We start from the raw sequence: 24,830 nt of genomic DNA on the forward strand, positions 1-24,830 counted from the left end.
CTTCGCAATATGGGTTATTGCCGTTCTGTCTTCATTCGCTTCCACTCCCGATCAATAGCCCGCTTCGCCGATTGCTCCGTGGCGTACAACCAGTGCAGCCGCTTGGGCTGGCTCTGGTTTCCAACCGTCACGGCCTTTTCCTTCCCAGACTTCCTATCGCGGTAGTAGGCAATGACGCCGGTGAAGTCACCTCTGGTCTCTTCAACCAGAGCCTCAACGGTGTCCTCGGGCAGCTTGCTCTCCAACTCCAAACTGACGGTGTAGCCATTGTCCGCACTCAGGCTATGCAGCACGTTGCCGCCGTACCAAATGATGGCGTCTATCTCTGGCTTCACGCCCTGGAGCGTGTAGGTCAGTTCTGGAATCAGGTCAGGACGTCCCCGGGCCAAGGTGTAGCTGAGGGTCGCGCTACCGCGCTGCAACCGGTTGAATTCAGAGCGAGCGGCGCGCAAGGCAGACTGGCGGTCGCTGTAGGTGTGGCGAAGGTCTTTAAGAATGTCGCCACCACCGGCAATGGCTTCCTGTTTCTTCGCGCTGTTTACCTCATAGAAATACGCACGTACCCCGTCGTAACTGTCACGGTCAGCTTGTAGATAACGGTGTTGGTCGCCATCGGCCCGGTTGAGAGTGATGTGGGGCAAATCTGCGCCGCTGGCGGTCTTGCCACCGCCGGCCGGCAGGCACAACAGGTGTCCGGCTTTGACGGTGACCACGGCGTCGAACTCTTCCCCAAGGCGGCTGATTAGGTTGGCATCCGATTCGCTCGCCTGGTCCAGCTGCAGGATGGGCAACTCGGCCAAGGCACCGGCAACAGTGACGGTGAGGCCGTTGCCCAAAGCGATGTCGCCCAGGACCTCGCCAAGTGTCGTGTTGCTCCAGCTGCGCTCGCGTTTGGTTTTCAAACCCTTGCGAAGATCCGCCGAGCGAGCGCGAATATTAAGTACGTCCGGTGCGCCGCTGTGCTCGGTTTCATCGACGGTGTAGCTGCCTTTGTCCACCAGGCCGGTGTCACTCCAACCCAGCCACAGCCGGATGACCGCGCCTTTAGGCGGGATGGTTAACAGTCCGTCGTGGTCGCTGAGGGTGATGCTCAACTGGTCGGCCTCGATGCCGCGATTGTCGATCAGTTCCAGGTGCATTAGCCTCGGACTGATCAACTGGGCGATGTCCTTGCCATCGACCGTGATGCGGAACGCCGGCACTGGATGGGCGGTATCTTGGCGATTCAGATATCCGGTGACATGGGCGAGAGCAGTATCGATCACAGCAACGCCCTCATGATGCTCACGCCGACACTGGTCGCCGCGCCGAGCAGGTCGATGCGGTCGTCATCGATGCGCTTGAGGCTGAGGCTGAACTCAATCCGACGTGGTGTGCCGTCGCGAAAGAACAGCGTTTTGGTTTCGCTCAGGCTGTCGATAATCCACAACCCATAGATCCGTCCGCTGCCCTCGACCATCGGCCAGGCCTTCCCGGTATTCGCCATCAGGCGCAGGGCGTCGAGGCTCAAGGCACTGCCGGCCAGTTCCGGCAGGATGATGCCAGGCAGGGTGATAATGTCCTCACCGCGCCCGACAAATTGCCTCGCCGGGGCGGCGCCGATGCGTGGGTTGCTCACGTGGCGCCATTCGGTTTGGCGTTGCAGTTCCTGGTAGGCGGCAGTGGAGAGGCTGAAGACGAACATGCCCAAGGCAAGCATCATGGTCGGCTACTCCAGGTCCGAAAGGCGGCTGCGGCGTCGAGCGGCCTTCTCGTTTTGATGCCGTGCTATTTCGGCACGTACAGTGCGGGCGATTGCGTTGGCGTCCATGCCTGGGGTGGTGTGGATGTGAATGGCATAGGTGTCGTGGCTATCAATGTGTTGGGAAGGTCGTGGGCTGATCGGAGCGCGAGTATCGACCGTCAGTGAATCAATCGACGACAACCGTCCTCCGGCAGCGATGAGCTGTTCGCCCAGGGAGGTTATAGCGCCTAGGGGCCCATCGGCGTGCAACGTTAAGCCTTGGACAAGCCCCTCCACCGTGAACCCGCCCAACTCGGCAAATACCCGTGAGGGACTATGGATGCCCAGGGTTTCTTTGAAGGCGTCGATGGTTCGGGTGCCGAGGCGGTCAACCACCTCTTTCAGGCGGCTCATGCCCGCGGTCAGTCCGTTGACCAGGCCGTCGACCATCAACCCGCCGAAGGCGGTAAAGCGGTTGGGCAAGTCGGTGCCCAGGTACTTCATGACAGCGGCGAACGCTTGGTAGATCAAGCCGACCGGGCTGAAATCCGCAAGCACTTTCAAAATGCCGCCCAGCCCATTGTCGAAACCGGTCTGGATTTCGCGCCAAGCGCTGGCTAAATACCCCGTCACCGCGTCCCAGTGTTCATACAGCAGATACGCCGCGCCGGCGATGGCGGTGATTGCCAGCCCAATTGGATTAAGCATCAAGGCACGCCCGACAATGAGCAACGCCCTCGCCACGAATGGCAGCACGGTACGGCCCAAAGTCGACAGCAAGCCAATCAAACCCGGCAGACGAAAACCCAACTGAACCAGGACGAAACGCAGCGCTGCGAACGGTAACAGAACGCTCGCTAACGCCAGTAGCAGCCCGCCGACAGCGACGGCCAGCGCGGCGATAATCGCAACGGTTTTAACGAGCCCAGCCGCGAGTTTGGGATTCTCCCGAGCCCAGGATTTGATGCTCCTGACAAGCGCGGTGATGGACTGAACCAGCTCTCTAAGCGGTTCGTTCTGCTGATCCTGCAATTCAATACCTAGGTCCTGCCAGGCGCTGCTGAGGCTGGTCAGATCACCCTTGAGGTTATCTGCCATAACCTTCGCCGTGCGCGCCGCTTCGCCCTGGCTTTGGCGCAGGTTGGCGATGAGCACCTGCAGCTGTCCAGTGCCTGCCTGTTCGACCAGTTGGGCCATGCCCTTGACCGCTTCTTCCCCGGCAATCGCTTTGAACAGCCCACCTTTCTCGGCGGTGCCCAGGCGATGGGTTTTGCTGTAAATCTCCTTCAAAAGGTCGGGCAGGGGGCGCAGGTTTCCGGCAGCATCGGCTGTGGTGATGCTCAGTTGCTGCAAGGCTTTTTCCGCGCCTTTGGGTGGGGCGGCCAAGCGGTTCATGATCGAGCTGAGTGCGGTGCCGCCCATGCTGCCCTGTAGGCCTGCATCGCCGAGTTTGCCGGCCATCGCGGCGGCCACTTCCAATTCAACGCCATACGTTTTCGCCATGGGCGCGGCGTACTTCATGGTGTCGCCCAGCATTTGCAGAGTGGTATTGGAGCGGGTGAACGTTCCCACCAGCACATCGCCGAGGCGATCCATTTCATCGGCTGTCAGGCCCAGCCCCGACAGGATGTTCGACGCGATGTCAGCGGTCTGAGCCAACTCAGTACCACCTGCCGCCGCTAGGTTGAGCATGCCAGGCATCGCGGCCCGGATGGCGTTGGGTTCGAAGCCTGCCATCCCTAGGTAGCCTTGGGCATCGGCAGCCTGTCCTGCGGTGAATTGGGTGGCGCCGCCCAGCTCGCGAGCTTGAGTGCGCAAAGCCTTGAGCGCATCGGCATGCTCATCCAGACGAGCAATCGCCTGCACCTGGCTCATGCTGGCGTCGAAGTCCACGCCCGGCGATAACATCCGTGCCCCTGCGTACAACACCGAACCGCCACCGGCAGTTGCGACAGCACCTTTGGCGGTCAGCTCGCCGGCGCTGCGTCGTGAAGCATCCAATGAAGCCCGCGCAGTGCTCAGGCGCCGTTGTTGTTCATTCAATGCGGCCAGTCGTTTGTATTGTGTGCTTAGGCTGGCATTGGTGGCTCCGATCTGTTGGCGTAGCTGGCGTTCGTCGCGGGCCAGGTGTCGGGTGCTGATACCCGCGCCGGCCAGTCGAGCACGCAGCGCCTGGAGCTGTTCACCTTGCTTGCGATGTTGTTGCTTAAGCGCCTGGGCGGCCCTGACGGCGGCCTGAAAGTGCTTAGTCATGGCTCGCGTCGGCGCTCCGGTCGCTGCGAACTGTTGGTTGAGGGCGCGGACCTTTTCCCGTGCCGCGTTAAGCGCCTCTTCGGTGCGCAGTGACGCCGAACGCTGAGCACGCCAGGCGCTGATGTCTTGCTGTTGGGCATTGAGCGCCTTGAGGCGGTCACGGGTTTCTTTCAATGCGCGAGCGGTGGCGGTGCTGCGTTTGTCGATCACCTTCAAGGGGCCGCTGGCTTTGTCGATAGCGCCCAGCAGCACGCGCAGTTTTAAGTCATTGCCCATCGGTGATACTCCGCGCCCGGGCGCGCTCGCGCCACGCCATCAGTTCTTGCAGGCCCAACGGGTCCATGTCCGTCGGTGCCCAGTGGAAAACCACGGCCAAGTCGGCCATGGCATCTTCTACGCAGCGAGGGAGGCATCCGCCTTCACCGACTTCTGCAACAAAAAACCAGAGATCTTGCTGCCACAGACGAGCAGGTCGGCGGGGTCCATGCCAGCGGCTTCCGGCGCGGTGATGCTTGGGTTGCTGATACGCGGCAGGATCTTGATCAAGGTCGCCACGTCCATGTTCAACAACTCGACCAGGTGCACACCGCGCAGCTCACCGGCCTGTGGTTTACGCAAGGTGATGCTGTCGATCAGGGTCTTTCCCCGGATGATCGGTGTATCCAGGGTGACGCTGTTGTCATCCTCTGGCGGCAAGGCTGTGAGCGTTTCTTCAGTCTTCATGCAAGTCTCCAAGGTTTAGGGGCAGGTCAGATGCCGAGGGCTCGGCGCTGTTTTTCCAACAGGTCGACGCCGTCCACGATTTCTATGAAATTGAGCAGGTCGATTTCGATGATCTCTTCGTTGTCGACGATCAACTTGTAATAGCTGCAGGTGGTGGTGATGCTGTGTTCGGTGTCTTCACCGGGTTGCGCTTCACCCATCTCAATCGACTCATGGCGGCCGCGCATCACGATCTCCACGGCGCTGACGGCCTCGGTGTCGTCCTGCTGAAAAGCGCCGCTGAAGCGCAAGGCAATGCCCGAAGCGTTGACGGCACCGAATTGTTTGAGGGCGATCAGATCCAGGCCGCCGGTCTTCCATTCGAACTGAATACCGTCGTCCGAGAAGCCGAGATCAGACTTGACCGGGCCGTTCATACCGCCGCCGCGATAGCCTTCCATCTTGCGGCCGAGCGGGGGCAGGGTGACGGTCTTGACCACGCCCAAGTAGCTGTTGGCGTCGTTGAACAGATTGAGGTTCTTGAGTTTGCGGGGCATGGCCATGGCAGGGCTCTCCGTTGCGCGGTTCAGCTATTGATCTTGTTGGCGAAGTCCATCAGATAGCGGTCGGTGATGCGCTGGCGCAGCGTGAGGTCTTCCAGCGGTGGGACAGGGGTGTAGTCATAATCGAGGAACAGCTGGCCGGCCTTGAGGGTGTTCTTGCCGTTGGCGTCGTCTGGAAACCAGCACTTGCCACCGATCAAATAGCCCGTGCCGATCAGCTCGCGGAACTTGGCATTGACCTCTTCGATGAGGTCGCGCACCAGGGACGCATGCAGCGGCTTATCAACCGCCCACATGTGCGCCTCGGCCATGGTGTCGGCGAGGATCTGTGCCGTGCGGGTGTAGTTCTCGAAGGCGAACAGAGGGTCATTGCTGGTGGTGCGGCTGCCCCAAAAGCGAAAGCCGCCCTCGTTGATGAGCGTGGTGACTTCATGGCTGTTGAGGTAGTTGGCGTCGGTGGCCGGGTTTTGCAGATCCCAGAACACGTCGGCGCTGATGCCGGTCACGCCGTTGACGGCAACGTTGGACAGGGTCTTGTGCCAACCCACTTCCTGATCGATCTTGGCACGCAAACCCAAAGCGCGGGCCACGGCCGAGGCGGTCACCGTGGCGTTGTTGACGGTGTTCCAATTCTGGAATTCGGGCCAGATGACCATCGCTTCACGGGCGCCGAAATTGGCCCGGTAAGCGACCACCTCTTCCTTGGTTTTGCAGCCCCAGGCGCTGACGTAGGCGAAGCCGCGTACCTGCTGAGCGATAGACACCAGGGCGGTGGCCACCGGCAGGCTGTCCAGGCCTGGCACACCCAGGATGCGCGGCACCATGCCGACGCGGGCCTTGGTGGTGAGCAGGGCTTTCAGGCCGGTGTATTTGCCTTCGGCGGTGGTGGTGCCGATCAGGGCGCTGGTGGTCTCTTCCTCGGTGGCGCCTTCCTTCACGCGCACGACAATGGTGTAGGGCCTGGTCTGGTCGGCGATGGCCTGTAGGCTAGACGCCAGGGTGCCCGTGGTACCGGCTTTGCCGATGGCGGTTTGAACGTTGGTTAGCAGGACCGGCGTGTCGAAGGGGAAGACGCCTGCATCGGCGTCGTCGGCCGTGCAGACCATGCCGATGACCGCGGTGGGGATGGAGCGAATGGGGCGGGTGCCGTCGTTGAGTTCGATGACCCGCACGCCATGGAGATAATCGGTCATGGGGTGCCTGTGCAGTGTTTGAAATGACACTGCACAGGCTGCCGCGCTTGCACCGATTGGGCGAGCCAATGGCCTTGTAGGCAGGGGGACTACAAGCCTCGGCTAGCCCTTTCGGTCACGACCCCATTGCTAACGCGGATCGACGATATCCAGCGCACGATTGGCCAGCAGTTCACTCACCTCGATGACTTGCTGGATACCCATCGCAACATGTCGGCGAGAACCTTCAAGATCGAATGCCAGATCGCTGATCATGGCATTGGCTGACGCCAGGTTTTCGCTGAGGTTGGCGAGTAGGCTTTCAGTATCGATGCTTTCGACGACAGTGAAGAGCTGATCCGCTGCTGGTTCTTTCTTGGGTTTGGCCTGTTCCGGCTTCAAATAATAATTAAGCGCCCGCTCAGTGGCTTCGTGGAATTTTTCCGGATCGAGGCTTGAGTAGGAAGAGGTGGGATCTGATTCCGGGGGATTGGGTGTGACCTTGAACATGGTGAATCTCCTGACCTGATTGGGCCACCATGACTTGTCGCTAAGCAAGTTAGGGTGGCGGCTGTACGCAGGTTAGCGAACCGGGGGCACAGGAGCCCGGCAGACCCAAAGGTCTCCCGCGCACAGCCACCATTTCAACAATCGCAGATTGGAATATCTGCAATGAGATCAGGAGCGCTGATGCAACCGTACCGATTCGGGTCGCTAAACCCGATCACTGATGAGCAGTGACGGAAACCAAGCTACCGGTACGGACCAGGGCACACAAGCGGGCGGATTCTGTCTTAGTTGTAGGCAAAGGCGCAAGGTAACGTAGCCTTGGGACGGGGATGTGGTGTTTCCGAGTATGTAGCTGTAGGGCTCGATACCTATCATCGTGTGAACATAAAACAGATTGATGTTTATTGGCTCTGCGCAGCCACCCATGTCGGTGGCGAAGGGCGATGTTCCGAGCTGGGAAAACCGGGTGCTACGGGCCAGTCTCGCAAGGCCTGGACGTAGTTCAGCAGCTCTGTTGATTGCTCGTCGGTGAGGGTTGTTGGCCTGGCAGAATCCACCTCGTCACGGTGGCGTTCGCGCAGCCAGCGCAGGCTGTTGAATTGAGAGTCTCGCCAAAGACGCTCAATGACTGCCAAATGCTCCTGCGTCAACGGAGGTGGATCGATGAGAATCGGCAAACCTGTGGCGTCATGGCTACGCACTTTGCCTGGGGTGGGATTACCGATCACCCGCTCATAGCATTCGTCTGAGATCTCCACTGCGTCCGATGGGATGTCTGAGTGAAGGCCGACGATGTAGCTGGTTCCAGTACTTTTACTGTATTTGCGCATGTTCATCTTCCGATGCAGATTAATTCAAACCCAACCTTCACATCCGGTGCAGCAACGCCCGAGCTGCTAATGGAGCGTGCCTGTAAGTCCAAACCCTTGAGAGAGTTATTGTGGTGATTAACGATGACCCCAACCTTCGAGGAAGTTATTACTGAGGCCCCATAGAATGTTTCAGGAAAGGCTATTGGCAAGGTTACAGGAAGGTTAGGTACTCCCTCTGTGATGACGCCGTTGGTCCATTGAATGATGAGTCTGCCGAGCCAAGAAGGGAAAATGATGTAGCCGTTTCTATGAAATGCTGCGTCAAAACCCCATCGCATCGTTTTCGGCGATACCGCAACGGTATCAAGCTTCCCGGCATCTACTTCTGACTGGGTAGCCAATCGTCTGGGCGCATCGTTTTGCGTCACTTGCCGAAATGTCAGTGGTGTGGTGTTCAACTCAATGACGTCGTCTGTAATCAACTGCCAGATCGTGTTGGCTTGGACAGTGCCTTGCTCGATGGACACAACGAGTGACGAGGTGACCTTGGCGCCGCTGTCGGCATCCGGGGCTCGTCGCCAAGCCCCTGTAGAGGCTATGTAGAGGCCGTTTTCCTTGGCCGACTTTTGGTCTTTTACCAACACGCGGTCGCCTGCAATCACTGTCACACCATCAACTTTTTGAAGGCCCGTCAGCTTGATATTGGTCGTGGTGGCTAGGCGAGCTGACTGCTTATGATCGAGCTTGTGTAGCTCTTCTTGGATCTTGTTATCCACATACTCGCGAGTCGCAAGCACTACCGAGGGATCGATCTTCAACTGAATATTCGCGGTCCCAGTGGTGATGATGTGCATCCGCACCACCTGGTTACGACCGGTGCCTTGTGTCAGCAGAGGTTTATAGCTGGGCGCTGCATTTCCAACGGCGCAAAACACGCCGTCTTTGTCTTCAAGCGCCAACTCGCGCACCCACCAGCCGCCGACATCAGGCGGCAGCACCACCTCAGCGATCAAAATGTTTGGGTCCGTTGGGGAAACACGCAGTTGATTAAGTTGGGCGCGATAGACCTGGTTGATCAATTGTGTTTGCGTCGGGCTCGGCACCGGGTCGGTGCCATTGGCATCACCGATCAGCATGTACTTTGGCTCCCAAGGAATTCCAAGGGCTTCGCAATTGGTTTTCTTGGCCGCGCCAAGCTCGGTCAACATACCGCCGAAAAGCGTTTTCTCATTCACCATTGGGATACACGTCCAATTCATCGAGGGTGTAAATGCTCAAGTTGCTGTAGGCCTGGATGTCCACGTTGATGTCGGGATTGCTCCAGGGATACACGTCAATCTCATCGCCGTCGTAAAGGGCGACGCCGACGAAGGCGTCCAGTTGGGTTTGCAGAATGATGTCGAGGCCGATCAGGTGCCGGGTCAGAGGCTTGGCGTCATCGATGAGCCATACCAGCTCTTGGTACATTGCTTCGGTGATACCGCTTTCGAGCACGCCTATTTTCAGCGTGAAGGTTGCCCGAGGGCCTTCCGGTTCGGTCTGCCACCACTCGACGATGTCGATCAAATACCCCAACGGCTCGACGACACGGCGCAGCGAGCCGAGGGTGCCTTTGCGCGAGTGGATGTAGTACGCGCTACGGATGGCGGCACGTTTGGCCGCTTCGCTCCACTGACTGTCCCAGCGGTCGACTGAGAAGGCCCAGGCCAGATAGGGCAGTAGCGGCAATGGGCACAGGTCGGGGTTGTACAGGGCGCGCAGTGGATTAGGGACGCGCTGGATCTGGGCCAGTGCCTGCGCTGCTTGCCTCTCCAGCGATGTCGAATTGCTCGGGAGCAGCGGCGTGTCGGCCATCATTCAACACCCCATGCCAGCTCAATGCTCGTGCAATACGGCGCCTCGTAGGGCGTTGCGACGATATCGACCCAATCCTGCAGCACGACTTTGCGCACGCCCTCGACATGCAGCGAGGCGTGAATGACCGATTCAGACACTTCCAGGCCCAAGCGACGTCGCTGGTGCACGAAGCTGAATAGCTTCGCGTTTGCTGCCGTCATACTCAGCTCGTTTTCAGGTCCGAAGGATGATGGGAACAGTCTGGCCTTGACCTGGTACTGGATGATCTTGGCGCTTTGCACGGTCAATCGGTCGCCTACAGGGCGTCGGTCGTCGTCACTAAGGTAGGTTTTGACGGCGGCGAGCAGGGCAGGTGGGGCGCTGCCATCGCCAAGTATCGATTGCACCGTCACCACCGCCTCAGCCGGCAATGGGCTCTCGGCAGTGGCATCAGCGACCTGCCCGTGAGCCGACCGGGCATGAAAGATGTAGCTGTTGCGCGGGCCCGCGGTGCTTAATCCTTCCCACGCCATCTGCGCCCGTTCCCGCAGGCTGTCGTCACTCTCCATCTGCAACGGAATCGGTGGTATGGCAGACGGCTTGGCGGCCTGAATGACCAAGCGCCTGACGTTGTAGTTGGCGGCCAGGTTGTCCAGGTCGGTGCCTCTGGCGAGGGCGAGCATATTTGCCGTAGAGGCTTCATTGACCCGTTGACGCCAGACCATTTCGCGGTAGGCATTCTCCTGGAGCAGTTTGGTCAACGGCTCCGATTCCAGGTTGAGGCGCGCAGCAATCTCGGCGCGCTCTTCGACGGGCCATAGGCTGATGGCATAGGCCTTGCGCTCGGCGAGGATCTGCTCGTAATCGACCTGTTCGACCACCTGCGGCGCCGGAAGCTGGCTCAGGTCGATGGCAACAAACGAACTCATGCGCTACCCCCTAAGTGCAGGGGCACGCTCAAACTCAGCGGCTGATTGCTATCGACAATACTGCCTTCGATGTCCAGTGACGCCTGGCCTTGCAACGTGGTGCCTAGAAACTGCACGCGGCTGAGGCTGATGCGCGGCTCCCAGCGCATCAGTGCGATAACCGTGGCGGCGTATACCTGCAAGCGGGTGGTGTCGTTGAATGGATGGTCCACCAGGTCGGGTAGGAGGCTGCCGTATTCGCGGCGCATCACACGGGTGCCGAGGCGGGTGCTGAGGATGTCGCTTATTGATTGAGCGATGTTTTCTTCAGCGGTGAGGGGCGCGCCGGTGTATCGGTTCATACGGGCTTCCCCGTCATGCCACTGCCAGGCGTGACGCCGCTGTGCGGGTGGTTTACCAGGCTGATGCCGGCTGCAATCACGTCCTTCGAGACTGTGATCTTTCCGGTGACTTTCTGGTTGCCGGTTTGGGTGTAATTGCCCTTGTGCGTGATGTCGCCGATCAGGTTGATGCCGCCGGGGCTGATCAGAGTGGTGCTGCCGCCATCGGTGAGGGTGGCGTTGAGGTGGTGGGCGATGCTGTCGTACTCAATCACCGTGCCGTCGCGGTAGGTGTAACGGTGCAGGCCTTCGCGGTCGCCGTTGGCTGGGAGGTGGTCGCTGAATAGGCCGGTTAGGACGACGCCGTTGGCGAGTTGACCGGAGGGGCTGAAGAGCAGGATCTGTTCGTTTTCTGTCGGAGGGTTCCACTCGCGGTCGGCGCCGGCTCGTAGGGCGATCCAAGGTAGCCAGGTAGTGGTGAGGCTTCCAGTTTTTACTCGCACGCGTGGGGGCTTCATCTGGACGGCGGCTATGGTGCCGTAGCGGATGAGGTTTTCGATTAGGCGGGTGAGGGTGGCTAGATCGTTCATGGCGCCAATGGTGGCGCCAAGTTTACGAGGTCGCAGCTTTGATGAGGTGTAAGCCGGTGCCTTACAAACTAGCTCGTCGAGTTATGTGTTTGGTTTTTTTGATTGGCGATTATATTTTTTATTTGTTTAAGGCCCTCGTTTGCATTGGCGTATACTTTTTCATTAGCAAGTATAGTGCCTGAAGGGGAAAGAATTTTGAGCCAAGCATCTTCAAGACGATTATCTTGTTCAATAAGGCCTTTTGCATCGTCTTGAGATATTGGGAGAAGTGCGGAGATGAAGTGCTCGGCTATTAAATCTTTTGTTTCCTCCAGTCTCAGATATGCTCCGAGTGCGTAATCTAAGTTGCTGAGAGTGATGTTTTTGTTGTCGTATATAACGATGAATATGAGTTTTTTTTCGGTTTTCGCAGCACTTGTTGCGCTAGATAGAGAATTGTGTGGTTGGTGCTTAAATAGTTCTTGTGCTACCCCAGGCAGAGCGGTGCCTTCAGCTAGAGATCGAACGCCTCGTATAAATAAGGTGCGGATTCTATCTAGGAACTCATTGGAGTATGCAGGTGATGTTACGCTGGTGCGGTAGAAGGATTCATTGTTTACGTATATTACTAGTTCTTCGCCAACGACTTTAACTAAAAAAACTGGGGCAAATCTTTTTTCTTGGGTGGTGATATCGCAGAAGCCTAATTGTAAGCGCATTCCATGTTCGAAGTTGACATGGCCTGTATACCAGATTTTATAATGAGGGGTTAACTTTTCGAGTAGGCTTGTGTGAATGTTGCGGATTTGGCTAATAGCCTGGTCGTAAAGCCTTTTATCTCGCAGTTTGTCCTTATTAGCCTGCCTCCCGAGTATTTCCTCTATGGCTTCCCAGTCATCGTCAGGGGTATTGAGGTCCGCTCTTTTCTCCATTAGGCGACTTAGTGAGTTTCGCATGTCGCCCGCAGATGCGAAGCGATCACTAATCATCTGAGCAAAAGTATGATCGAAAAAAGTTAGTAGTCTCATGGCTGCATTCCCGGCAGTTTTTTTAAGTATCTCAGCCACTCCGGGGCGTTGATGCGGCATTTGAAAGTCCGTGTTGAGTAATGTAGCTGGATGTTGCGCTGTCAATAAATAAAAGAAAATTCCTCCTAGAAAAGCTAGATCGGTTCGTGTGTCTTGTTTTGTTGGACTTCCTACAGATAGTTCAGGGAGTCGAAGAAAACGGTTGCCGAGTTCTTGTCCATGCTCAGTTTCAAAGTTTTGTAAGGTTTCATCTTTGTAGGCTAGTCCGAAGTCAAGTATGAAAGGCTCGGAGATTTTGGAGTTGCGTAGAATGATATTGTCAGGTTTTATGTCTCGATGCACCCAGCCTTGCGTATGGAAATGTTCTGCCGTATCAATTAGATTTGACAAAATTATTGCGGATTCTTCTAGTGTTTTCGGGCCTGTGCTCTCTATCCAGTCCGTCATGGTTGGCCCAGGGATGAACTCTGTAATTATATATAGTGTGTATTCTAAGTTTTTATGCTCGTGTGCGTTACTTTGTAAAAGACGCGGCGTAAGAGGGTGCAAGCATGTATCATATGCCGTCGCCTCACGAGAGAATCGCGCTCTTCTTTCCATGTCCTTTGGTTTGTTGAGTACTTTTAAACAAGCTATTTCTTCTGAGCTTTTTCTTCGTACCTTACTCACGGAGCCTTGACCGCCAGAGTCAATTTTCTCAACTAGTTCCCACTCCGTCTTCCAAGTTTTATGATCTGTCCATACGTTCATTTTAAATGCTCAGTCGAGATTGCTTATTTTGATAAGCGGAGTTTGCCATGTTTAAACGAATGGCTGTAGTCTTTTGCGCACCTGGCCTTGAAGAGTACTAGCTTAGCTACGGTCGGTCGGTCGGGCAAGCTGGCGCGCTATCTAAGGTAGTACGCGACAACTTCAAGAATTGAAATGTACTAGCAAGCTATCACGGATCAGATCCAGCTCCGTTCGAGTAAACCCTAGCAACCCCCGTGTTTCATATTTTATGACCGGCGCGTCGTGTTCCGCTCGGTCCTTCAGCCCATATTGATGCACCTTGGCAATCCAAGCTATGTGTCCCATAAACCCAACACTGATAACATTGCTGTCGCTCTGTGATTTCAGGAAGCTTGTCGTGCGCAGCTTCTGAAACATCAGCACCTTCCGTCTTACTCGTCCTTGTTTTCCACGTAGGTTGCGTTGCTTACGGGGCGCATACTTGCTTTCGTCTGGGTTTCGCTGGGCGATGATTCGCTGCTGTTGGCTGCGTCGTAGCATCTGGCCGATGCTGCGGGCAAGTTTGTTGCGTGCTGCTGGCTCGAGCTGACCCAGCAGACCTGCGGCCCAATCTTCCAGCGTTTCCAGATTAGCGCTCACTTTGATACAACCCATTCATTGCCGGAACTCTGAGCACCGGGTATCCACACAGGGTCGAGAAACGCGGCAGTGGGCTGAGGTTCACCGAGGTGGCGGATAGCGGTCTTGCCGTCGGCGTCCTTCCCCACAATCACTCGCTCGGTCAGAGGCAAGGTCAGGCTGAGGTCCACCTTGCTGTTGTCCAGAATGTCGGCTTCGAACTGGATGCCTTCGGCGGACTTATTCAAGTTTTCAAGCAGATCCGCTTGATTCACTTTCAACCAGCACAGCACCGGCAACATCACACTGTCGGGATGGCCGGCGAAGTCGGTGAGGATCACCTGTAGGTCAAAGCTGTACTCGAAGGACAGGCTGGCAGCCGCGGTGCAGCGGACCTTGCCGTTGTCGATGAAAATCAGCAGTCGGTCGGGGTTGTGCTTGAGTTCGCCAATGGTGGCGAGCAGGTGAGTGCGCAGGCTTTCAGGTTTGTTCATGAGGTCTAGGTCTTGTAGAGGGCATTAGTCCCATAGATTCACCATCTGCCGCAGTGGTGCGGCCGTCTGGGCTTCGGGCATTTGCACGGCAAGGCCTTGGGGCAGCATCGGCCCGTAGTCGGCCAGGCCGGGGTTAGCTTGGAGTACCGCCTCGGTCACGCCAGCTGTGCGGCCGTAGTAACGCCAGCAAAGGGCATCGACGGTGTCGTTTTGGTGGGTGCGGACGGTGATGCTCATTAGATCAACTCTACGGTGGTGCGATTGACGCCGAGAAAGTCACGCACTGCCCAACGCAAGTCGCGGCGGTAGTCGTCGATGTTTGGCGTAAGTTCTTCTGCGTTCTGGTGGCCGCTATTTGTAGAGTCATAGGAGCGGTAGCGTTCGCAAACTTCAGCGCCTGTAGCAGCCTCGATGGCGCGGCGGTAGAGGTGTACCAGCACCAATATGTCGTTGATTCGCTCGCCGGGCATGTCGACAAGTTTCGTATAGCCGGCAGCTTGTTGGGTGGCTCGCCATTCGCTTAGCTCGCGGTTGACGCTGATGGCGGCTACAACCGCGGCGGTTTCCAGGCGCGGCGCGGTGACGCTTGCTTCGATCCGCAGCGTGGCACGCAACTGATCCAAGTCGATCGCGGGCCAGAAGGCATCGGTGTTGATATGGCCGCTGGCGACGGTGCCGCCGGCTATGAATCCGCTCATGGAACAGCACTCAAAGATAGGTCGCCGGTGGTCAGGGCTTCACGTTCAGGAGGAGCTGTCTGGCCGATCTGCCCCGAGCCGGCGGGGTGCGTGGGGACGCTCGGTTAGCCGGCAGGGCCGGCACGTTTGTTGAGCAGGCGTTCGGCCCGCTCCAAATCTTTCTTGCCACCGCAGGCGTCATGCAGGGCGATGGCTTTTTTCAGCAGATCCAATCCGGCCTGGAGCTGGCCGGGTTGGCCTGGGGCCTCTTCGGTGATGCCTTCCAGCGTGGCGCGGCCCATGGCGAGAAACAGCTTGGCGCGGGCCTGGTCGGGCATGTCTTCGGCGTCGGTGAGTTCGGCGGTGCGATGCAGGATGGCCAGGTCGAACGGTTCGCCGATTTTCTGAGCCTTGAAGGCCGCTGTGGCGACCTCTTCAGCGACCAGGCAACCCAAGGTGCGGGCGAAGCGGTCGGGCATGACCATTCTGTGCTTCAGCACGTAGGTCGCAATGTCGAGGCCACCGGTGAAGTCGCTGGCATCGAAGCGCCAGACCATGACGGTGGTCATCACTTCGTCCTGGGCGCCTTTGCCACCTTCCAGCACACCTTGCACGTAGGATTCGTAGCTTGGCAGTAGCTGGCGTTTGAGTTCGGCCTTGCCCTGGTTGGACTGGACCTGTTTCAGGCGCAGGCGGTCTTGCAGCAGTTGGTTGAGCTGGTGCTCGTAGGCCGTGGCGCCGGCCATAGTCTGGGTGGGGTCTGTAGCCGCCGCTTCGACGGCAGCCGTTACACGTTCAAAGTGGTGACGGCAGGGGTTGGTCATGATGGCCGCCTCAGCTCAGGGTTATGTTTTCGGCCAGGGCGGCGCAGCCCAGGTCTTCGATGACGTAGCTTTCGTTGACCGACTCGAAGTTTTCGATGCGGTCGCGCTTGGCGTTGTCGACGACGGTGCGGCGGCGGGTGCCTTCCTGCCAGTACAGCGATAGATTGTCGAGGCGGGTGACCATCAGGCCGCTGGCCGGGAAGTGCGGCACGCGCACGGCCGGCAGGTTGCCGAGGCGCTTTTGACTGGTGACGATGTCGGCGGCCAACACTTCAGTCGGTGCCTGCACGGTGTTGATGATGGGGAAGTATTTGTCGGCCAGCAGTTGGCGACCACAAATCACCACCAGCTCGGTATCTTCCTGATACCAGGGTTCGATGAACTCGTTGACCATGCTGACGACCAAGGCGTCGATGTTTGCGAAGTCCTTGTTGGCACCGATTTCGATTTTACCGCTGCCATCTTTCACTTCGGTCATGACCCGGGCAGGGTTTTCCTCGCGCATCTTTTGCAGCCAGCCGATGTTCACGTCTTGCAGAAGTTTGTTGATGGTTGGATCGGATGTCGCGGCGCGGCTGATGCCGTTCCAACCGATCATGATTCGGTTGAGGGCCTGGGCCTTGATGATGGCGTCGCGAATGCGCGCTTGGAAGTCTTTGAACTTGGCCCACTGGTCCAGCTTCTGGTAGCGAATACCGGTGTCGAAGTTGGTTTGGGTGCAGTTGTACCCGCGGTCGTCCAGGCCGCTCGGATCGCGTGGTTCACGGTCTTTGACAGTGGTGTCGGTGGTGCTGGCAATGGTGCCGTCGATGCTGATCCCGATCTTCTCCCCTGACTGTTCCGATACGCCGTAAATGTTGATGGCGCTGAGAAAGGCGCTGGACTCCTGGATGCGGGTTTCCAGTGTTTGCGCAACGCTGGGGTCTGCGGTGAATTTGGTGGTGACGTCAGCCACTCCATGCAGTTGCGCCAGTTGCTGCAGGTAGGCGTTGAACAGTACTCGGGTGTCGTTACGCATGTTGATCGTCCTTGATGAGTCAGCAGTCGGTCATGACCTGGTTACCGCCGCCGGATACCTGGGGGCGCATTTTCTGGTTGGGATCCTGGGTGGTGGAGAGCTGGTTTTTCAGCTCGGTCAGTTCGGTGCTGACTTGATCGAGTCGGGTTTGTAGCCCCTTGGAGAATTGCTTCTCGGCGGCCAGTTGGTCGGGCAAATCCTTGACGTGTTCGGCGATGGCTTCGACCGCTTCACCGATCTGGATGAACTCCCTGTCATCTTTGGCCTGTTTACCGGTCAAGAGGGTTTGCACCTTAGTGAAGAGCTGGGCGCCGATGCTCGGCTTCTCTTCGAATTCTTCAAATTTCAGCTCGGTTTCGACCGCTTCGGTGAACATAGAAGTTTCCGAATAGTGACGATCCTGGAAGGGGCTGGATTCGGGTTTCTGCGCTGAGAACGCCAGGACGTCGGTGCCCAGGCTGGCGGGTGAGTCGGTCACGGCGAGGCCGACGATGTAGGCCTCGCCCGTGTCGGCAAAGCTCTCGTCGATCTCGACGGAGGTGTAGATCTTCTGCTTGGCCTTGTTCATGGCAATCAGGTCGTTGGTAGGTTCTACCTTCGCGAACAGCGCCAATTTCTTTTGACCGTTGACGTCCACCTCTTCGGCTTTAACCGCCAGTACGTCGCCGTAGGCCTTGAAGGGGCTGTCAGGTAGCAAGCTACGGAAATGCTCCAGCCAGATACGGGCACCGTAGGTGGACGGGTTGAAGTTCTTGGCGGCCTGTTCCAGCCAACTGCGTTTGATGGTGCGCTTGTCCGAGGTGGCGCCTTCGATAGCGACACGGAACCAGTTGCTGCGGTACTTCTTCATGCCGGGGATTCTCAGTGCGTTGCAATGAGGGGCATGGTCGGCATGGGCGCGAGCGGCGGCAACGGGGCGGGCCTGTAGGCGGGGAGGGTACAAGGGGCGGCTCTATTGAGTCGTCGCTGCGGGCGGCAGCATCTCGGCATGACGACCGCCTTGCTGCCCATCGATCCCCGACGCCAATCCAAGTTTCTGTACTGGATGGGCTGGCGCGTCTGTGAGATCGCCGAGGCGACGGGCGAGAAGGAGAAAACGCTACACAGCTGGAAGGCCCGCGACAAGTGGGACCGGGCAGACAACGTCGAACGTATTGGCGGAGCCCTGGAAGCACGTCTGGTGCAGTTGATCCTCAAGGACAACAAGACCGGCGGCGATTTCAAGGAGATCGACCTGCTGCACCGCCAGCTTGAACGCCAGGCCCGCATTCAGCGTTACCAGGAAGGTGGTACCGAAACCGACCTCAACCCGAACCTCGCCAAGCGCAACGAGGGACCGAAGAAAAAAGCCCCGAAGAACGACATCAGCGAAGACCAGATCGAGCTGCTGCGCGAGGCGTTCATCGACGGCTGTTTCGACTACCAGAAAGACTGGTACCGGGCCGGCAACCAACGCACCCGCGTCATCCTCAAGAGCCGCCAGATCGGCGCCACGTACTACTTTGCCCGCGAGGCGTTCATCGACGCCCTGGACACCGGCCGCAACCAGATTTTTCTGTCGGCTTCGAAGAACCAGGCCTACCTGTTCCGTGGCTACATCCAGGCCTTCGCCCGGGAAGTCATCGGCGTCGAGCTGACCGGTGACCCGATTGTATTGCCCAACGGCGCCGAGCTGTTTTTCCTAGGGACCAACGCCCGTACCGCCCAGGGCTACCACGGCAATTTCTACTTCGACGAATTCTTCTGGACGTTCAAGTTCGAGGAGTTGAACAAGGTCGCCTCGGGCATGGCGATGCACAAGAAGTGGCGCAAAACCTATTTCTCGACCCCTTCGAGTATGGCCCACGAGGCGTACACCTTCTGGACGGGTGAGCGCTTCAACAAGGGCAAGCCGGCCGCGCAGCACACCAAGGTTGATGTGACCCACGGCGCGCTCCAGCAGGGGCGGTTCTGTGAGGACCGGCTGTGGCGCCAGATCGTCACCATCCTCGACGCGGAGCGGGGCGGCTGCGATCTATTCGACATCGAAGAGCTGCGTCGGGAGTACAGCCCCGAGGCGTTCGCCAACCTGCTGATGTGCGAGTTCGTCGATGACGGCGCGAGCATCTTCCCGCTGTCGGTATTGCAGTCCTGCATGGTCGATAGCTGGGTGGAATGGGCCGAGGACTACAAGCCGTTTGCCATGCGCCCGTTCGGCGACCGTCAGGTGTGGGTCGGCTATGACCCGGCCGAGACGGGCGATTGTTCCGGCCTGGTGGTGGCCGCGCCGCCACTGGTGCCGGGAGGCAAATTCCGCGTGCTCGAGCGCCACCAGTTTCGCGGCATGGACTTCGCCGCCCAGGCTGCTGCCATCAAGGGCGTGTGCGACCGCTACTGGGTGACCTACATCGGCATCGACGTCACCGGCCTCGGCAGTGGCGTGGCCCAGCTGGTACGCCAGTTCTTCCCGGCGGTGACCACCTTCAGCTACTCGCCCGAGGTGAAAACCCGCCTGGTGCTCAAGGCCTACGACGTGATCCACAAGGGGCGACTGGAGTTCGACGCCGGCTGGACCGACATGGCCCAGTCGCTCATGGCGATTCGCAAAACCATCACCGCAGGCGGTCGCCAGTTCACCTACACCGCCGGCCGCAACGACAACACCGGCCATGCCGACCTGGCCTGGGCGCTCTTCCACGCATTGCAGAACGAACCGCTCGAAGGGCAGACCGCTGCCAATACCGGGCGGATGGAGATTTACTGATGACCGAACAATTTGCCAGCCAGGAACTTTTGCCCGCCGCCCTCGATGCCGCCAGTGCGGGTACCCAAGTGTTTAGCTTCGGAGAGCCGACGCCGGTGCTGGGTGGGCGAGAGGTGTTCGATTACCTGGAGTGTTGGTTCAACGGGCGGTGGTATGAGCCGCCGCTGTCGCTCAACGGCCTTGCACGGTCGGTGGGGGCGAGCGTGCATCTGCATTCGGGGTTGATGTTCAAGCGCAACCTGTTGAGCAAGACCTTTATCCCGCATCCGATGTTGTCCCGGGCGGCTTTTGAGCAGTTCGCTCTGGATTTTCTGTGCCTGGGGAATGGGTACCTGGAGAAGCGCCGTTCGGTGTTGGGCAGCACTAGGCAACTGGTACCGTCGCTGGCGAAGTACATGCGGGTAGGGCCGGAGGGCCAGTTCTACCAAGTGCAAGGTTGGAAAAACGAGCACGCGTTTGAGCCAGGGAGTATTTTTCATTTGCGCGAGGCGGATTTGCATCAGGAGATTTATGGACTGCCGGAGTGGATCAGTGCGTTGCAGTCGGCGTTGTTGAACGAGTCAGCGACGCTGTTCCGGCGCAAGTATTACGAGAACGGGAGTCATGCGGGGTTCATTTTGTATATGACCGACGCGGCGCAGACTGAGGCGGACATCGACGCTCTGCGTAAGGCGCTAAAGGAGTCCAAGGGGCCGGGGAATTTTCGCAATTTGTTTGTGTATTCGCCGACGGGGAAAAAGGACGGGATTCAGTTGATTTCGGTCAGTGAGGTGGCGGCGAAGGATGAATTCAATTCGATCAAGAATCAGACCCGCGATGATGTGCTGGCGAGCCTGCGCATTCCGCCACAGTTGATGGGGATTGTGCCGCAGAACGCAGGTGGGTTTGGATCGATCAGGGAGGCGGCGCAGATCTATGCGGCCAACGAGCTGGGGCCAGTTCAGACACGAATGACGCAGTTGAATCAATGGATTGGAGAGGAGGTTTTGCGATTTAAACATTATGAGGCTGGGGGACAATATTAACTGCCTCACTGCGCAAACGGCATGCCGATTTGCTAACCTAATGTGGTAAAAAAAGGAATTTGTATGCGTAAATTGTTTGAGGCAAAGCAGTGGATTGGTGAATTTTTTACTGATAATAACTTTGATAATAGATTTAGCGGTAAGGTATTTTATAGTCCTGAAGATGGTGTAGTGCTTGAGTTTTGGATCGCGTCAAAGGAGCTTCCGGCAGACTCTAATGTAGTACATGGCATCCTTGAAACTGGTGAGAAATGCAGCCTAATTGGTGAGTTCTCTGTAGCGCAGTCTTCAATAAGTTTTAAGGGAGGGTTAACCATGCGAACAGGAAAGATCGGGTTTGCATGTTTGTTCCTTAATGATTTTGTCAGTGAAGTCGAGCTTTTTTATAGCTTTGATTTTTCGCTGACGAATTTACAGGAGTTCTTTTTTCCAAAAGGTTTTAAAGATCTTGTTAAATATTCAGAAGCGCCATTGAAGATTATAAAAACCGCATTTGGCGAAGTTAGGGTTACCAATAGCGCCAGTTTTGGTTCTCTGCATAATGATATAACTAAGCAGATTTATAGTTGGGATAAGAAAGCGCTTGAAGATCTTAAAGCTGCTTTTGCTAAAGTGAAGCTGGAAAATCCAAGTGCGATATTTATGCTAAAGAAGGATATTGAATATCGGCTCTCGGTGCATGTCAGTGGTGGTGCTGATTATAATAAGATATTTGAGTATATCGCTGCTTTGGCGGATTTGTTTGCGATACTGATCTATAGTCCCGTCCATCCGGAAAGTATTAGTGTCGATAGACTAGGCGTGGACGAAAAAAACCGAAGTCTCGATTTTTTTCCATCTAGTACCATAAGCGCTAAAACTCTGATGCTTAGCTCGCAACAGGCCTCTCATTTTCATCTGCCTATTACAGATAAAAAAGTGGATCTGGAATTATTGATCGGGAACTGGTTGGAATTTCCTGATCGTTTTTCGACGATTGTATCCGGCATTCAGACAGAGACAGGATTCAGGTACGTCCACTCATTGCATGGGGAGCTGGTTCTTTACGCAACTCAGTTTGAAGCGATTAGCTATGATGATAAGGTGAAAGAGAAATATGAGTATCCTTTGGGTGAGTATGGTTCTCATAACATCATGGTGGGAGTTAAAACAATATTTAGCAAATTTGGACGGTCCGACGTTGGAGGGGCTATATCGGATTTGCGTAACGAGATTGCACATGTTGGCCGGCCAAAAGTATTAATAAAGAAGATGTCGATGGAAGATCTAATATTGCTGTCGCAATATATGGAATTGACTATTATAGGCTATGTGCTTAAAAAAATTGGAGTGGAACCAACGCTTGTGCGACGTTATCAAGAAGAATTTTGTCCTAGATTATAGTTTGGCGTGGCCGGCTTCACCCATGCTTTACTTTCTTGAAGCTGGAGCCTTTATATGCATGCTTGGGGCTAAAGCCTGAGCCTTTTTAGGTATCAGTCGGTTGTGCGCAGGGCATCCTAACGTGCCCTCAATCTATACCTGAAGTGGACGCCGTACAACGAGGCTGGATCAACTGTGGGTTGTGACCTGTAAGTAAAGGCGGGGGCTTATTCCTCAGGATTTTCCGATAACTTAAGATGACAGATGTAGGTGATAGCATTCGCAGTGAATAGGTAACACAAATGTCCCCAGCTTAAAAACGTGAAGAAGAATACAAGTATCAAGCGGCAGTGCATGTTAGCGCCTTCTGGCTAAGGTGGCGAGACGACGAAAGGCCTGTGAGTTGTGTAATTCAGGTGCCGCATGACGTATCTGTTCTAATGCTTCGGACAGCTCTGCGGGAATGACGGATCCTTCAGTATTTCCTATAGTTGCATCGAAAAGTCTTAATGCTGCTGATGCTTTAATTCGACTTCTATCTAAATGCAATTGCGGATATCCATCCGGTCTGTCTCTAAATCCAAAATCTAATAGCGACCAGCAGTTAAACGGGACTAGAAATCTCTCGACGGCATCAACCGCTTCAGAAAATGCAGCGCCAGCTGAGGATGGTAGTTGGGCAAACGCCGAGCTTATTCCTGGAGTGGTTAGTGTACGTTCTTGAGGCCAAACTTTGGATAGGAAGGGAGAAACAGCATCTCGGAATGTAGAGTCCGGGGTAAACGATTCCTGCGCCGAAGAGGACTTTCCGATTTCCACCAAAAATCTTCGCACTATTTGCGCCGCGCTAACCCTAACCTCATCTTCAACAGAGCGTATAAGCTGCTGAGTTGTTGGGTGTGAAACGGCTGCTTTACGTGCTTTGAGAAACGACCATAAGGTTTCAAGAATGATGCTTGATAAAAGAGACTGTCTAGACTTTCGACCAAGACGTTGGTCGATTATTCTACTGAGAATTTGTGGTCCTATTATTTTAAGAACATCATGCGATTGAGTTCGACGAGCAATAGCCCGCCATAACGTAATAGTGCTGGAGTCGTTGCTTTCTAGAGCGGATACTAAATGCTTGCGGGTCCAATCTTCCTCTGCTCTAAGAAAATAACCCAAATTCTCAATAAGTCGATGTTTTATTATTAATCCAGATCTGCCAGTTGCAGTAATTAAGCTTTCTTGTAGTTCGCTTAATATCTTATTGCTTTTGAAGGGGGTCTTAGAGGTTTTCGTGATTTTGGGGCAAGCCTCAAGAAACACACTAACAAACCTTCCGGCTGCAGTATTTAAAGTGTCGAGATCTTTAGGTTCTTGATCCGTATTTGATTGAGCTGTCAAGTTAAGCTGGATTTCATCCGTCTCCCCATTCGCAGAATTTGTTACGCTAATAGCAATAGGGAAAAACTTACGCCAAATTAGCATAAAATTTGGTGATTTGACGACTATTTTTCGCCAGGTGGAGAGCCAGTGCGATATACTTTCTATTGCTTGGAAGGAGGTGTTTTCAGTCAGTTTAAGAAAAATTGTTAAGACTTGATTTCCCTGTTTCTTTAAATTTGTAGAAGGTTTATCAACCTCGTGCATTGAGTCTGAGCCGTGTGTCCAGCTAAAACGAGTCAGAACTAGCGGAAACTCATTAATACGTTCGTTTGTTGAGCTCAGATCGTGAAGTAATTTCAATACATTTTGTTCTGCGCGGATCCAATCAAGCGCACGTCCTGCCGGATCATCGTTCCATCCTCCATACGAAGATGACAGTGCTTTTTCGAGCTCCTGTAGACGGTTATCCCCGTCCATTAAATCGAATTTGTTGTCTGGGTTAGGTTTGACCCAGTATGCTTCTGATGAACCCAAAAATCCTTCATCAATATTATTCATTTCCTTGAGGTCTTGAAAATTTTCTAGGGTATCATTAAGCCAGTTTTGTGTATTTGCCGGTAATCTACCACCTGCAAGTTCAATTCGCCGTAATTCACGAGCAGACCAATATTTTCGGATGAGCTTCATCTCGTCGATCGAGGTGCTTGTTCCCCATTTGCTTGCTGGAGGTCCTTTTTTTATTCTTCGTATAATTAATTTTTGTGCTTCATTTGATAGTTCGTTAAATCGCACGGCGCGAAGCTTAGCTATTTCTGGATAATTGTGTAAATCCCAAAAATATTCTTCTCTAAGCGTAAGAAGAACTTCCTCGATATCGCGGCTGGGAATAATTTTGTCATCTTGGGAGAGAGAGGCCCAAAGTCTCATGTGTATAGGGTTGCTTGCTAATTTCCATTGCTGAACGAAATTAGAGGTTTTGAGGGTGTCCAACGTAGATAGTTGTTTTACCGTGGCGTGAAGTAGTTTCACCGAAGGGGCTATGCCTTCATGGAATTCGTCTTCATCTCTATCATGCTCACCGGATTTCCTAACGCTATATTCCACACGATGAAGTGCGCCTAACTTCCAAAGGTTTTTTTCACCATTCCATCCAATGCGTCTGGCAATGTCCATCCCTCTTTGTACGGCTGCATTCAAACTATTTATAAGGCTAATTAAAAAATCAGTATCGGTGATTGTGTCAATTCGTAAAATGCTAGGGTCCGCAAGTGAGGTGCTTGAAAGTTTGGTATATATTAAGTTTTCGAGAGTTGGACGGCTGTGTCGCGTGCTGCTAATTTTTTGGTTTGAGCTGCGTTTTTCTATGGTTAGGCTAGGAGTTACAAGTTTCGTGATCGCGTCTACTAAATCACCTGAACGATCTCCAGACTTAAGTCTTTCCCCTATTAGATAGATGTGTCCCGTCCTGAATAAGGTTTACACCTTCTGATCCGTTTTCAGGAGGGCGTAATGAAATCAGCAAAAAGGCGTAGTCAGCGCGACTACACGC

General features: G+C 55.4%; 26 protein-coding genes. 3 read left to right on the forward strand and 23 right to left on the reverse strand.

Features of this window, described 5'->3' with window-relative positions:
* Positions 1-14: 14 nt before the first annotated feature.
* From BM321_RS19920 to BM321_RS20025, 22 genes are all read right to left on the reverse strand, one after another.
* Positions 15-1,265, reverse strand: a complete 1,251-nt coding sequence (locus BM321_RS19920; RefSeq protein ID WP_092444180.1) for a phage late control D family protein — start codon at positions 1,263-1,265, stop codon at positions 15-17.
* Positions 1,262-1,702 (reverse strand): phage tail protein, encoded by a 441-nt coding sequence (locus BM321_RS19925; protein WP_092444182.1) that lies wholly within the window; start codon positions 1,700-1,702, stop codon positions 1,262-1,264. Before BM321_RS19925 ends, BM321_RS19920 begins: the two co-directional genes overlap by 4 nt.
* Positions 1,703-1,708: 6 nt before the next feature.
* Complete coding sequence (locus BM321_RS19930; RefSeq protein WP_092444184.1) at positions 1,709-4,252, reverse strand: phage tail tape measure protein; 2,544 nt, start codon at positions 4,250-4,252, stop codon at positions 1,709-1,711.
* Complete coding sequence (locus BM321_RS19935; RefSeq protein WP_092444186.1) at positions 4,242-4,361, reverse strand: GpE family phage tail protein; 120 nt, start codon at positions 4,359-4,361, stop codon at positions 4,242-4,244. The genes BM321_RS19930 and BM321_RS19935 overlap by 11 nt, the downstream gene beginning before the upstream one ends.
* Positions 4,362-4,369: 8 nt before the next feature.
* Entirely contained in the window at positions 4,370-4,699 is a 330-nt protein-coding gene (locus BM321_RS19940; RefSeq protein ID WP_092444188.1) for a phage tail assembly protein, read from the reverse strand.
* 26 nt (positions 4,700-4,725) lie between these two features.
* Entirely contained in the window at positions 4,726-5,241 is a 516-nt protein-coding gene (locus BM321_RS19945) for a phage major tail tube protein (protein ID WP_092444191.1), read from the reverse strand.
* A 23-nt stretch (positions 5,242-5,264) separates the two neighbouring features.
* Positions 5,265-6,434 (reverse strand): phage tail sheath protein, encoded by a 1,170-nt coding sequence (locus tag BM321_RS19950; protein WP_092444193.1) that lies wholly within the window; start codon positions 6,432-6,434, stop codon positions 5,265-5,267.
* A gap of 129 nt (positions 6,435-6,563) precedes the next feature.
* Positions 6,564-6,923, reverse strand: coding sequence for a DUF6124 family protein (locus BM321_RS19955; RefSeq protein ID WP_060741294.1), 360 nt, complete (start codon positions 6,921-6,923; stop codon positions 6,564-6,566).
* Between the two features lie 401 nt (positions 6,924-7,324).
* Positions 7,325-7,753, reverse strand: a complete 429-nt coding sequence (locus BM321_RS19960; protein WP_092444195.1) for a tail fiber assembly protein — start codon at positions 7,751-7,753, stop codon at positions 7,325-7,327.
* A 2-nt stretch (positions 7,754-7,755) separates the two neighbouring features.
* Positions 7,756-8,973: a phage tail protein gene (locus BM321_RS31035; RefSeq protein WP_092444197.1), complete on the reverse strand. Its 1,218-nt coding sequence runs from the start codon at positions 8,971-8,973 to the stop codon at positions 7,756-7,758.
* Complete coding sequence (locus tag BM321_RS19970; RefSeq protein ID WP_371856641.1) at positions 8,963-9,589, reverse strand: phage tail protein I; 627 nt, start codon at positions 9,587-9,589, stop codon at positions 8,963-8,965. Before BM321_RS19970 ends, BM321_RS31035 begins: the two co-directional genes overlap by 11 nt.
* Positions 9,589-10,500, reverse strand: a complete 912-nt coding sequence (locus tag BM321_RS19975) for a baseplate J/gp47 family protein (protein ID WP_092444201.1) — start codon at positions 10,498-10,500, stop codon at positions 9,589-9,591. Before BM321_RS19975 ends, BM321_RS19970 begins: the two co-directional genes overlap by 1 nt.
* Complete coding sequence (locus tag BM321_RS19980) at positions 10,497-10,841, reverse strand: GPW/gp25 family protein (protein ID WP_092444203.1); 345 nt, start codon at positions 10,839-10,841, stop codon at positions 10,497-10,499. Before BM321_RS19980 ends, BM321_RS19975 begins: the two co-directional genes overlap by 4 nt.
* The gene (locus BM321_RS19985; RefSeq protein ID WP_092444205.1) at positions 10,838-11,410 is read right to left on the reverse strand and encodes a phage baseplate assembly protein V; all 573 of its coding nucleotides are present in this window, start codon (positions 11,408-11,410) and stop codon (positions 10,838-10,840) included. Before BM321_RS19985 ends, BM321_RS19980 begins: the two co-directional genes overlap by 4 nt.
* 68 nt (positions 11,411-11,478) lie before the next feature.
* Positions 11,479-13,167 (reverse strand): serine/threonine protein kinase, encoded by a 1,689-nt coding sequence (locus BM321_RS19990; protein WP_092444207.1) that lies wholly within the window; start codon positions 13,165-13,167, stop codon positions 11,479-11,481.
* 162 nt (positions 13,168-13,329) lie between these two features.
* On the reverse strand, positions 13,330-13,788 hold the full coding sequence (locus BM321_RS19995) for a phage virion morphogenesis protein (protein ID WP_092444209.1): 459 nt from the start codon (positions 13,786-13,788) through the stop codon (positions 13,330-13,332).
* Positions 13,785-14,261: a phage tail protein gene (locus BM321_RS20000; RefSeq protein WP_092444211.1), complete on the reverse strand. Its 477-nt coding sequence runs from the start codon at positions 14,259-14,261 to the stop codon at positions 13,785-13,787. Before BM321_RS20000 ends, BM321_RS19995 begins: the two co-directional genes overlap by 4 nt.
* Before the next feature lie 24 nt (positions 14,262-14,285).
* Complete coding sequence (locus BM321_RS20005) at positions 14,286-14,498, reverse strand: tail protein X (protein WP_092444213.1); 213 nt, start codon at positions 14,496-14,498, stop codon at positions 14,286-14,288.
* Entirely contained in the window at positions 14,498-14,959 is a 462-nt protein-coding gene (locus tag BM321_RS20010; RefSeq protein ID WP_092444215.1) for a head completion/stabilization protein, read from the reverse strand. The genes BM321_RS20005 and BM321_RS20010 overlap by 1 nt, the downstream gene beginning before the upstream one ends.
* 104 nt (positions 14,960-15,063) lie before the next feature.
* On the reverse strand, positions 15,064-15,762 hold the full coding sequence (locus BM321_RS20015) for a phage terminase small subunit (protein ID WP_092444217.1): 699 nt from the start codon (positions 15,760-15,762) through the stop codon (positions 15,064-15,066).
* A 10-nt stretch (positions 15,763-15,772) separates the two neighbouring features.
* On the reverse strand, positions 15,773-16,780 hold the full coding sequence (locus tag BM321_RS20020; RefSeq protein WP_092444219.1) for a phage major capsid protein, P2 family: 1,008 nt from the start codon (positions 16,778-16,780) through the stop codon (positions 15,773-15,775).
* 19 nt (positions 16,781-16,799) lie between these two features.
* Positions 16,800-17,630 carry a GPO family capsid scaffolding protein gene (locus tag BM321_RS20025; RefSeq protein ID WP_092444221.1) on the reverse strand — a complete coding sequence of 277 codons (831 nt, stop codon included), beginning with the start codon at positions 17,628-17,630 and terminating at the stop codon, positions 16,800-16,802.
* A gap of 138 nt (positions 17,631-17,768) precedes the next feature.
* Here BM321_RS20025 and BM321_RS20030 point away from each other — a divergent pair, with 138 nt between their 5' ends.
* The 3 genes from BM321_RS20030 (at position 17,769) to BM321_RS20040 (ending at position 21,931) form a co-directional block, all read left to right on the forward strand.
* A complete protein-coding gene (locus BM321_RS20030; protein ID WP_092444223.1) occupies positions 17,769-19,523 on the forward strand; it encodes a terminase ATPase subunit family protein in 1,755 nt (584 codons plus the stop codon).
* Positions 19,523-20,548 (forward strand): phage portal protein, encoded by a 1,026-nt coding sequence (locus BM321_RS20035; RefSeq protein WP_092444225.1) that lies wholly within the window; start codon positions 19,523-19,525, stop codon positions 20,546-20,548. Before BM321_RS20030 ends, BM321_RS20035 begins: the two co-directional genes overlap by 1 nt.
* A 63-nt stretch (positions 20,549-20,611) precedes the next feature.
* Positions 20,612-21,931: an ApeA N-terminal domain 1-containing protein gene (locus tag BM321_RS20040; protein WP_092444227.1), complete on the forward strand. Its 1,320-nt coding sequence runs from the start codon at positions 20,612-20,614 to the stop codon at positions 21,929-21,931.
* A gap of 336 nt (positions 21,932-22,267) precedes the next feature.
* Here the strand turns inward: BM321_RS20040 and BM321_RS30070 are convergent, their stop codons facing one another.
* The gene (locus BM321_RS30070; protein WP_139230518.1) at positions 22,268-24,454 is read right to left on the reverse strand and encodes a hypothetical protein; all 2,187 of its coding nucleotides are present in this window, start codon (positions 24,452-24,454) and stop codon (positions 22,268-22,270) included.
* Positions 24,455-24,830: the final 376 nt, after the last annotated feature.

Source organism: Pseudomonas sp. NFIX10 (genome assembly GCF_900111955.1).
Classification (GTDB): Bacteria; Pseudomonadota; Gammaproteobacteria; order Pseudomonadales; family Pseudomonadaceae; genus Aquipseudomonas; species Aquipseudomonas fluorescens_AA.

Bases quoted from the DNA above. Each gene is read 5' to 3' on its own strand.
- BM321_RS20010 (WP_092444215.1), bottom strand. From the start codon at position 14,959: ATGAGCGGATTCATAGCCGGCGGCACCGTCGCCAGCGGCCATATCAAC.
- BM321_RS19970 (WP_371856641.1), bottom strand. From the start codon at position 9,589: ATGGCCGACACGCCGCTGCTCCCGAGCAATTCGACATCGCTGGAGAGG.
- BM321_RS19985 (WP_092444205.1), bottom strand. From the start codon at position 11,410: ATGAACGATCTAGCCACCCTCACCCGCCTAATCGAAAACCTCATCCGC.
- BM321_RS20030 (WP_092444223.1), top strand. From the start codon at position 17,769: ATGACGACCGCCTTGCTGCCCATCGATCCCCGACGCCAATCCAAGTTT.
- BM321_RS31035 (WP_092444197.1), bottom strand. From the start codon at position 8,973: ATGGTGAATGAGAAAACGCTTTTCGGCGGTATGTTGACCGAGCTTGGC.
- BM321_RS20035 (WP_092444225.1), top strand. From the start codon at position 19,523: ATGACCGAACAATTTGCCAGCCAGGAACTTTTGCCCGCCGCCCTCGAT.
- BM321_RS19975 (WP_092444201.1), bottom strand. From the start codon at position 10,500: ATGAGTTCGTTTGTTGCCATCGACCTGAGCCAGCTTCCGGCGCCGCAG.
- BM321_RS19980 (WP_092444203.1), bottom strand. From the start codon at position 10,841: ATGAACCGATACACCGGCGCGCCCCTCACCGCTGAAGAAAACATCGCT.
- BM321_RS19950 (WP_092444193.1), bottom strand. From the start codon at position 6,434: ATGACCGATTATCTCCATGGCGTGCGGGTCATCGAACTCAACGACGGC.
- BM321_RS19960 (WP_092444195.1), bottom strand. From the start codon at position 7,753: ATGCGCAAATACAGTAAAAGTACTGGAACCAGCTACATCGTCGGCCTT.
- BM321_RS20025 (WP_092444221.1), bottom strand. From the start codon at position 17,630: ATGAAGAAGTACCGCAGCAACTGGTTCCGTGTCGCTATCGAAGGCGCC.
- BM321_RS20000 (WP_092444211.1), bottom strand. From the start codon at position 14,261: ATGAACAAACCTGAAAGCCTGCGCACTCACCTGCTCGCCACCATTGGC.
- BM321_RS19935 (WP_092444186.1), bottom strand. From the start codon at position 4,361: ATGGCCGACTTGGCCGTGGTTTTCCACTGGGCACCGACGGACATGGAC.
- BM321_RS19940 (WP_092444188.1), bottom strand. From the start codon at position 4,699: ATGAAGACTGAAGAAACGCTCACAGCCTTGCCGCCAGAGGATGACAAC.
- BM321_RS20020 (WP_092444219.1), bottom strand. From the start codon at position 16,780: ATGCGTAACGACACCCGAGTACTGTTCAACGCCTACCTGCAGCAACTG.
- BM321_RS20040 (WP_092444227.1), top strand. From the start codon at position 20,612: ATGCGTAAATTGTTTGAGGCAAAGCAGTGGATTGGTGAATTTTTTACT.
- BM321_RS19990 (WP_092444207.1), bottom strand. From the start codon at position 13,167: ATGAACGTATGGACAGATCATAAAACTTGGAAGACGGAGTGGGAACTA.
- BM321_RS20005 (WP_092444213.1), bottom strand. From the start codon at position 14,498: ATGAGCATCACCGTCCGCACCCACCAAAACGACACCGTCGATGCCCTT.
- BM321_RS19930 (WP_092444184.1), bottom strand. From the start codon at position 4,252: ATGGGCAATGACTTAAAACTGCGCGTGCTGCTGGGCGCTATCGACAAA.
- BM321_RS19945 (WP_092444191.1), bottom strand. From the start codon at position 5,241: ATGGCCATGCCCCGCAAACTCAAGAACCTCAATCTGTTCAACGACGCC.
- BM321_RS19925 (WP_092444182.1), bottom strand. From the start codon at position 1,702: ATGATGCTTGCCTTGGGCATGTTCGTCTTCAGCCTCTCCACTGCCGCC.
- BM321_RS30070 (WP_139230518.1), bottom strand. From the start codon at position 24,454: ATGGACATTGCCAGACGCATTGGATGGAATGGTGAAAAAAACCTTTGG.
- BM321_RS19955 (WP_060741294.1), bottom strand. From the start codon at position 6,923: ATGTTCAAGGTCACACCCAATCCCCCGGAATCAGATCCCACCTCTTCC.
- BM321_RS20015 (WP_092444217.1), bottom strand. From the start codon at position 15,762: ATGACCAACCCCTGCCGTCACCACTTTGAACGTGTAACGGCTGCCGTC.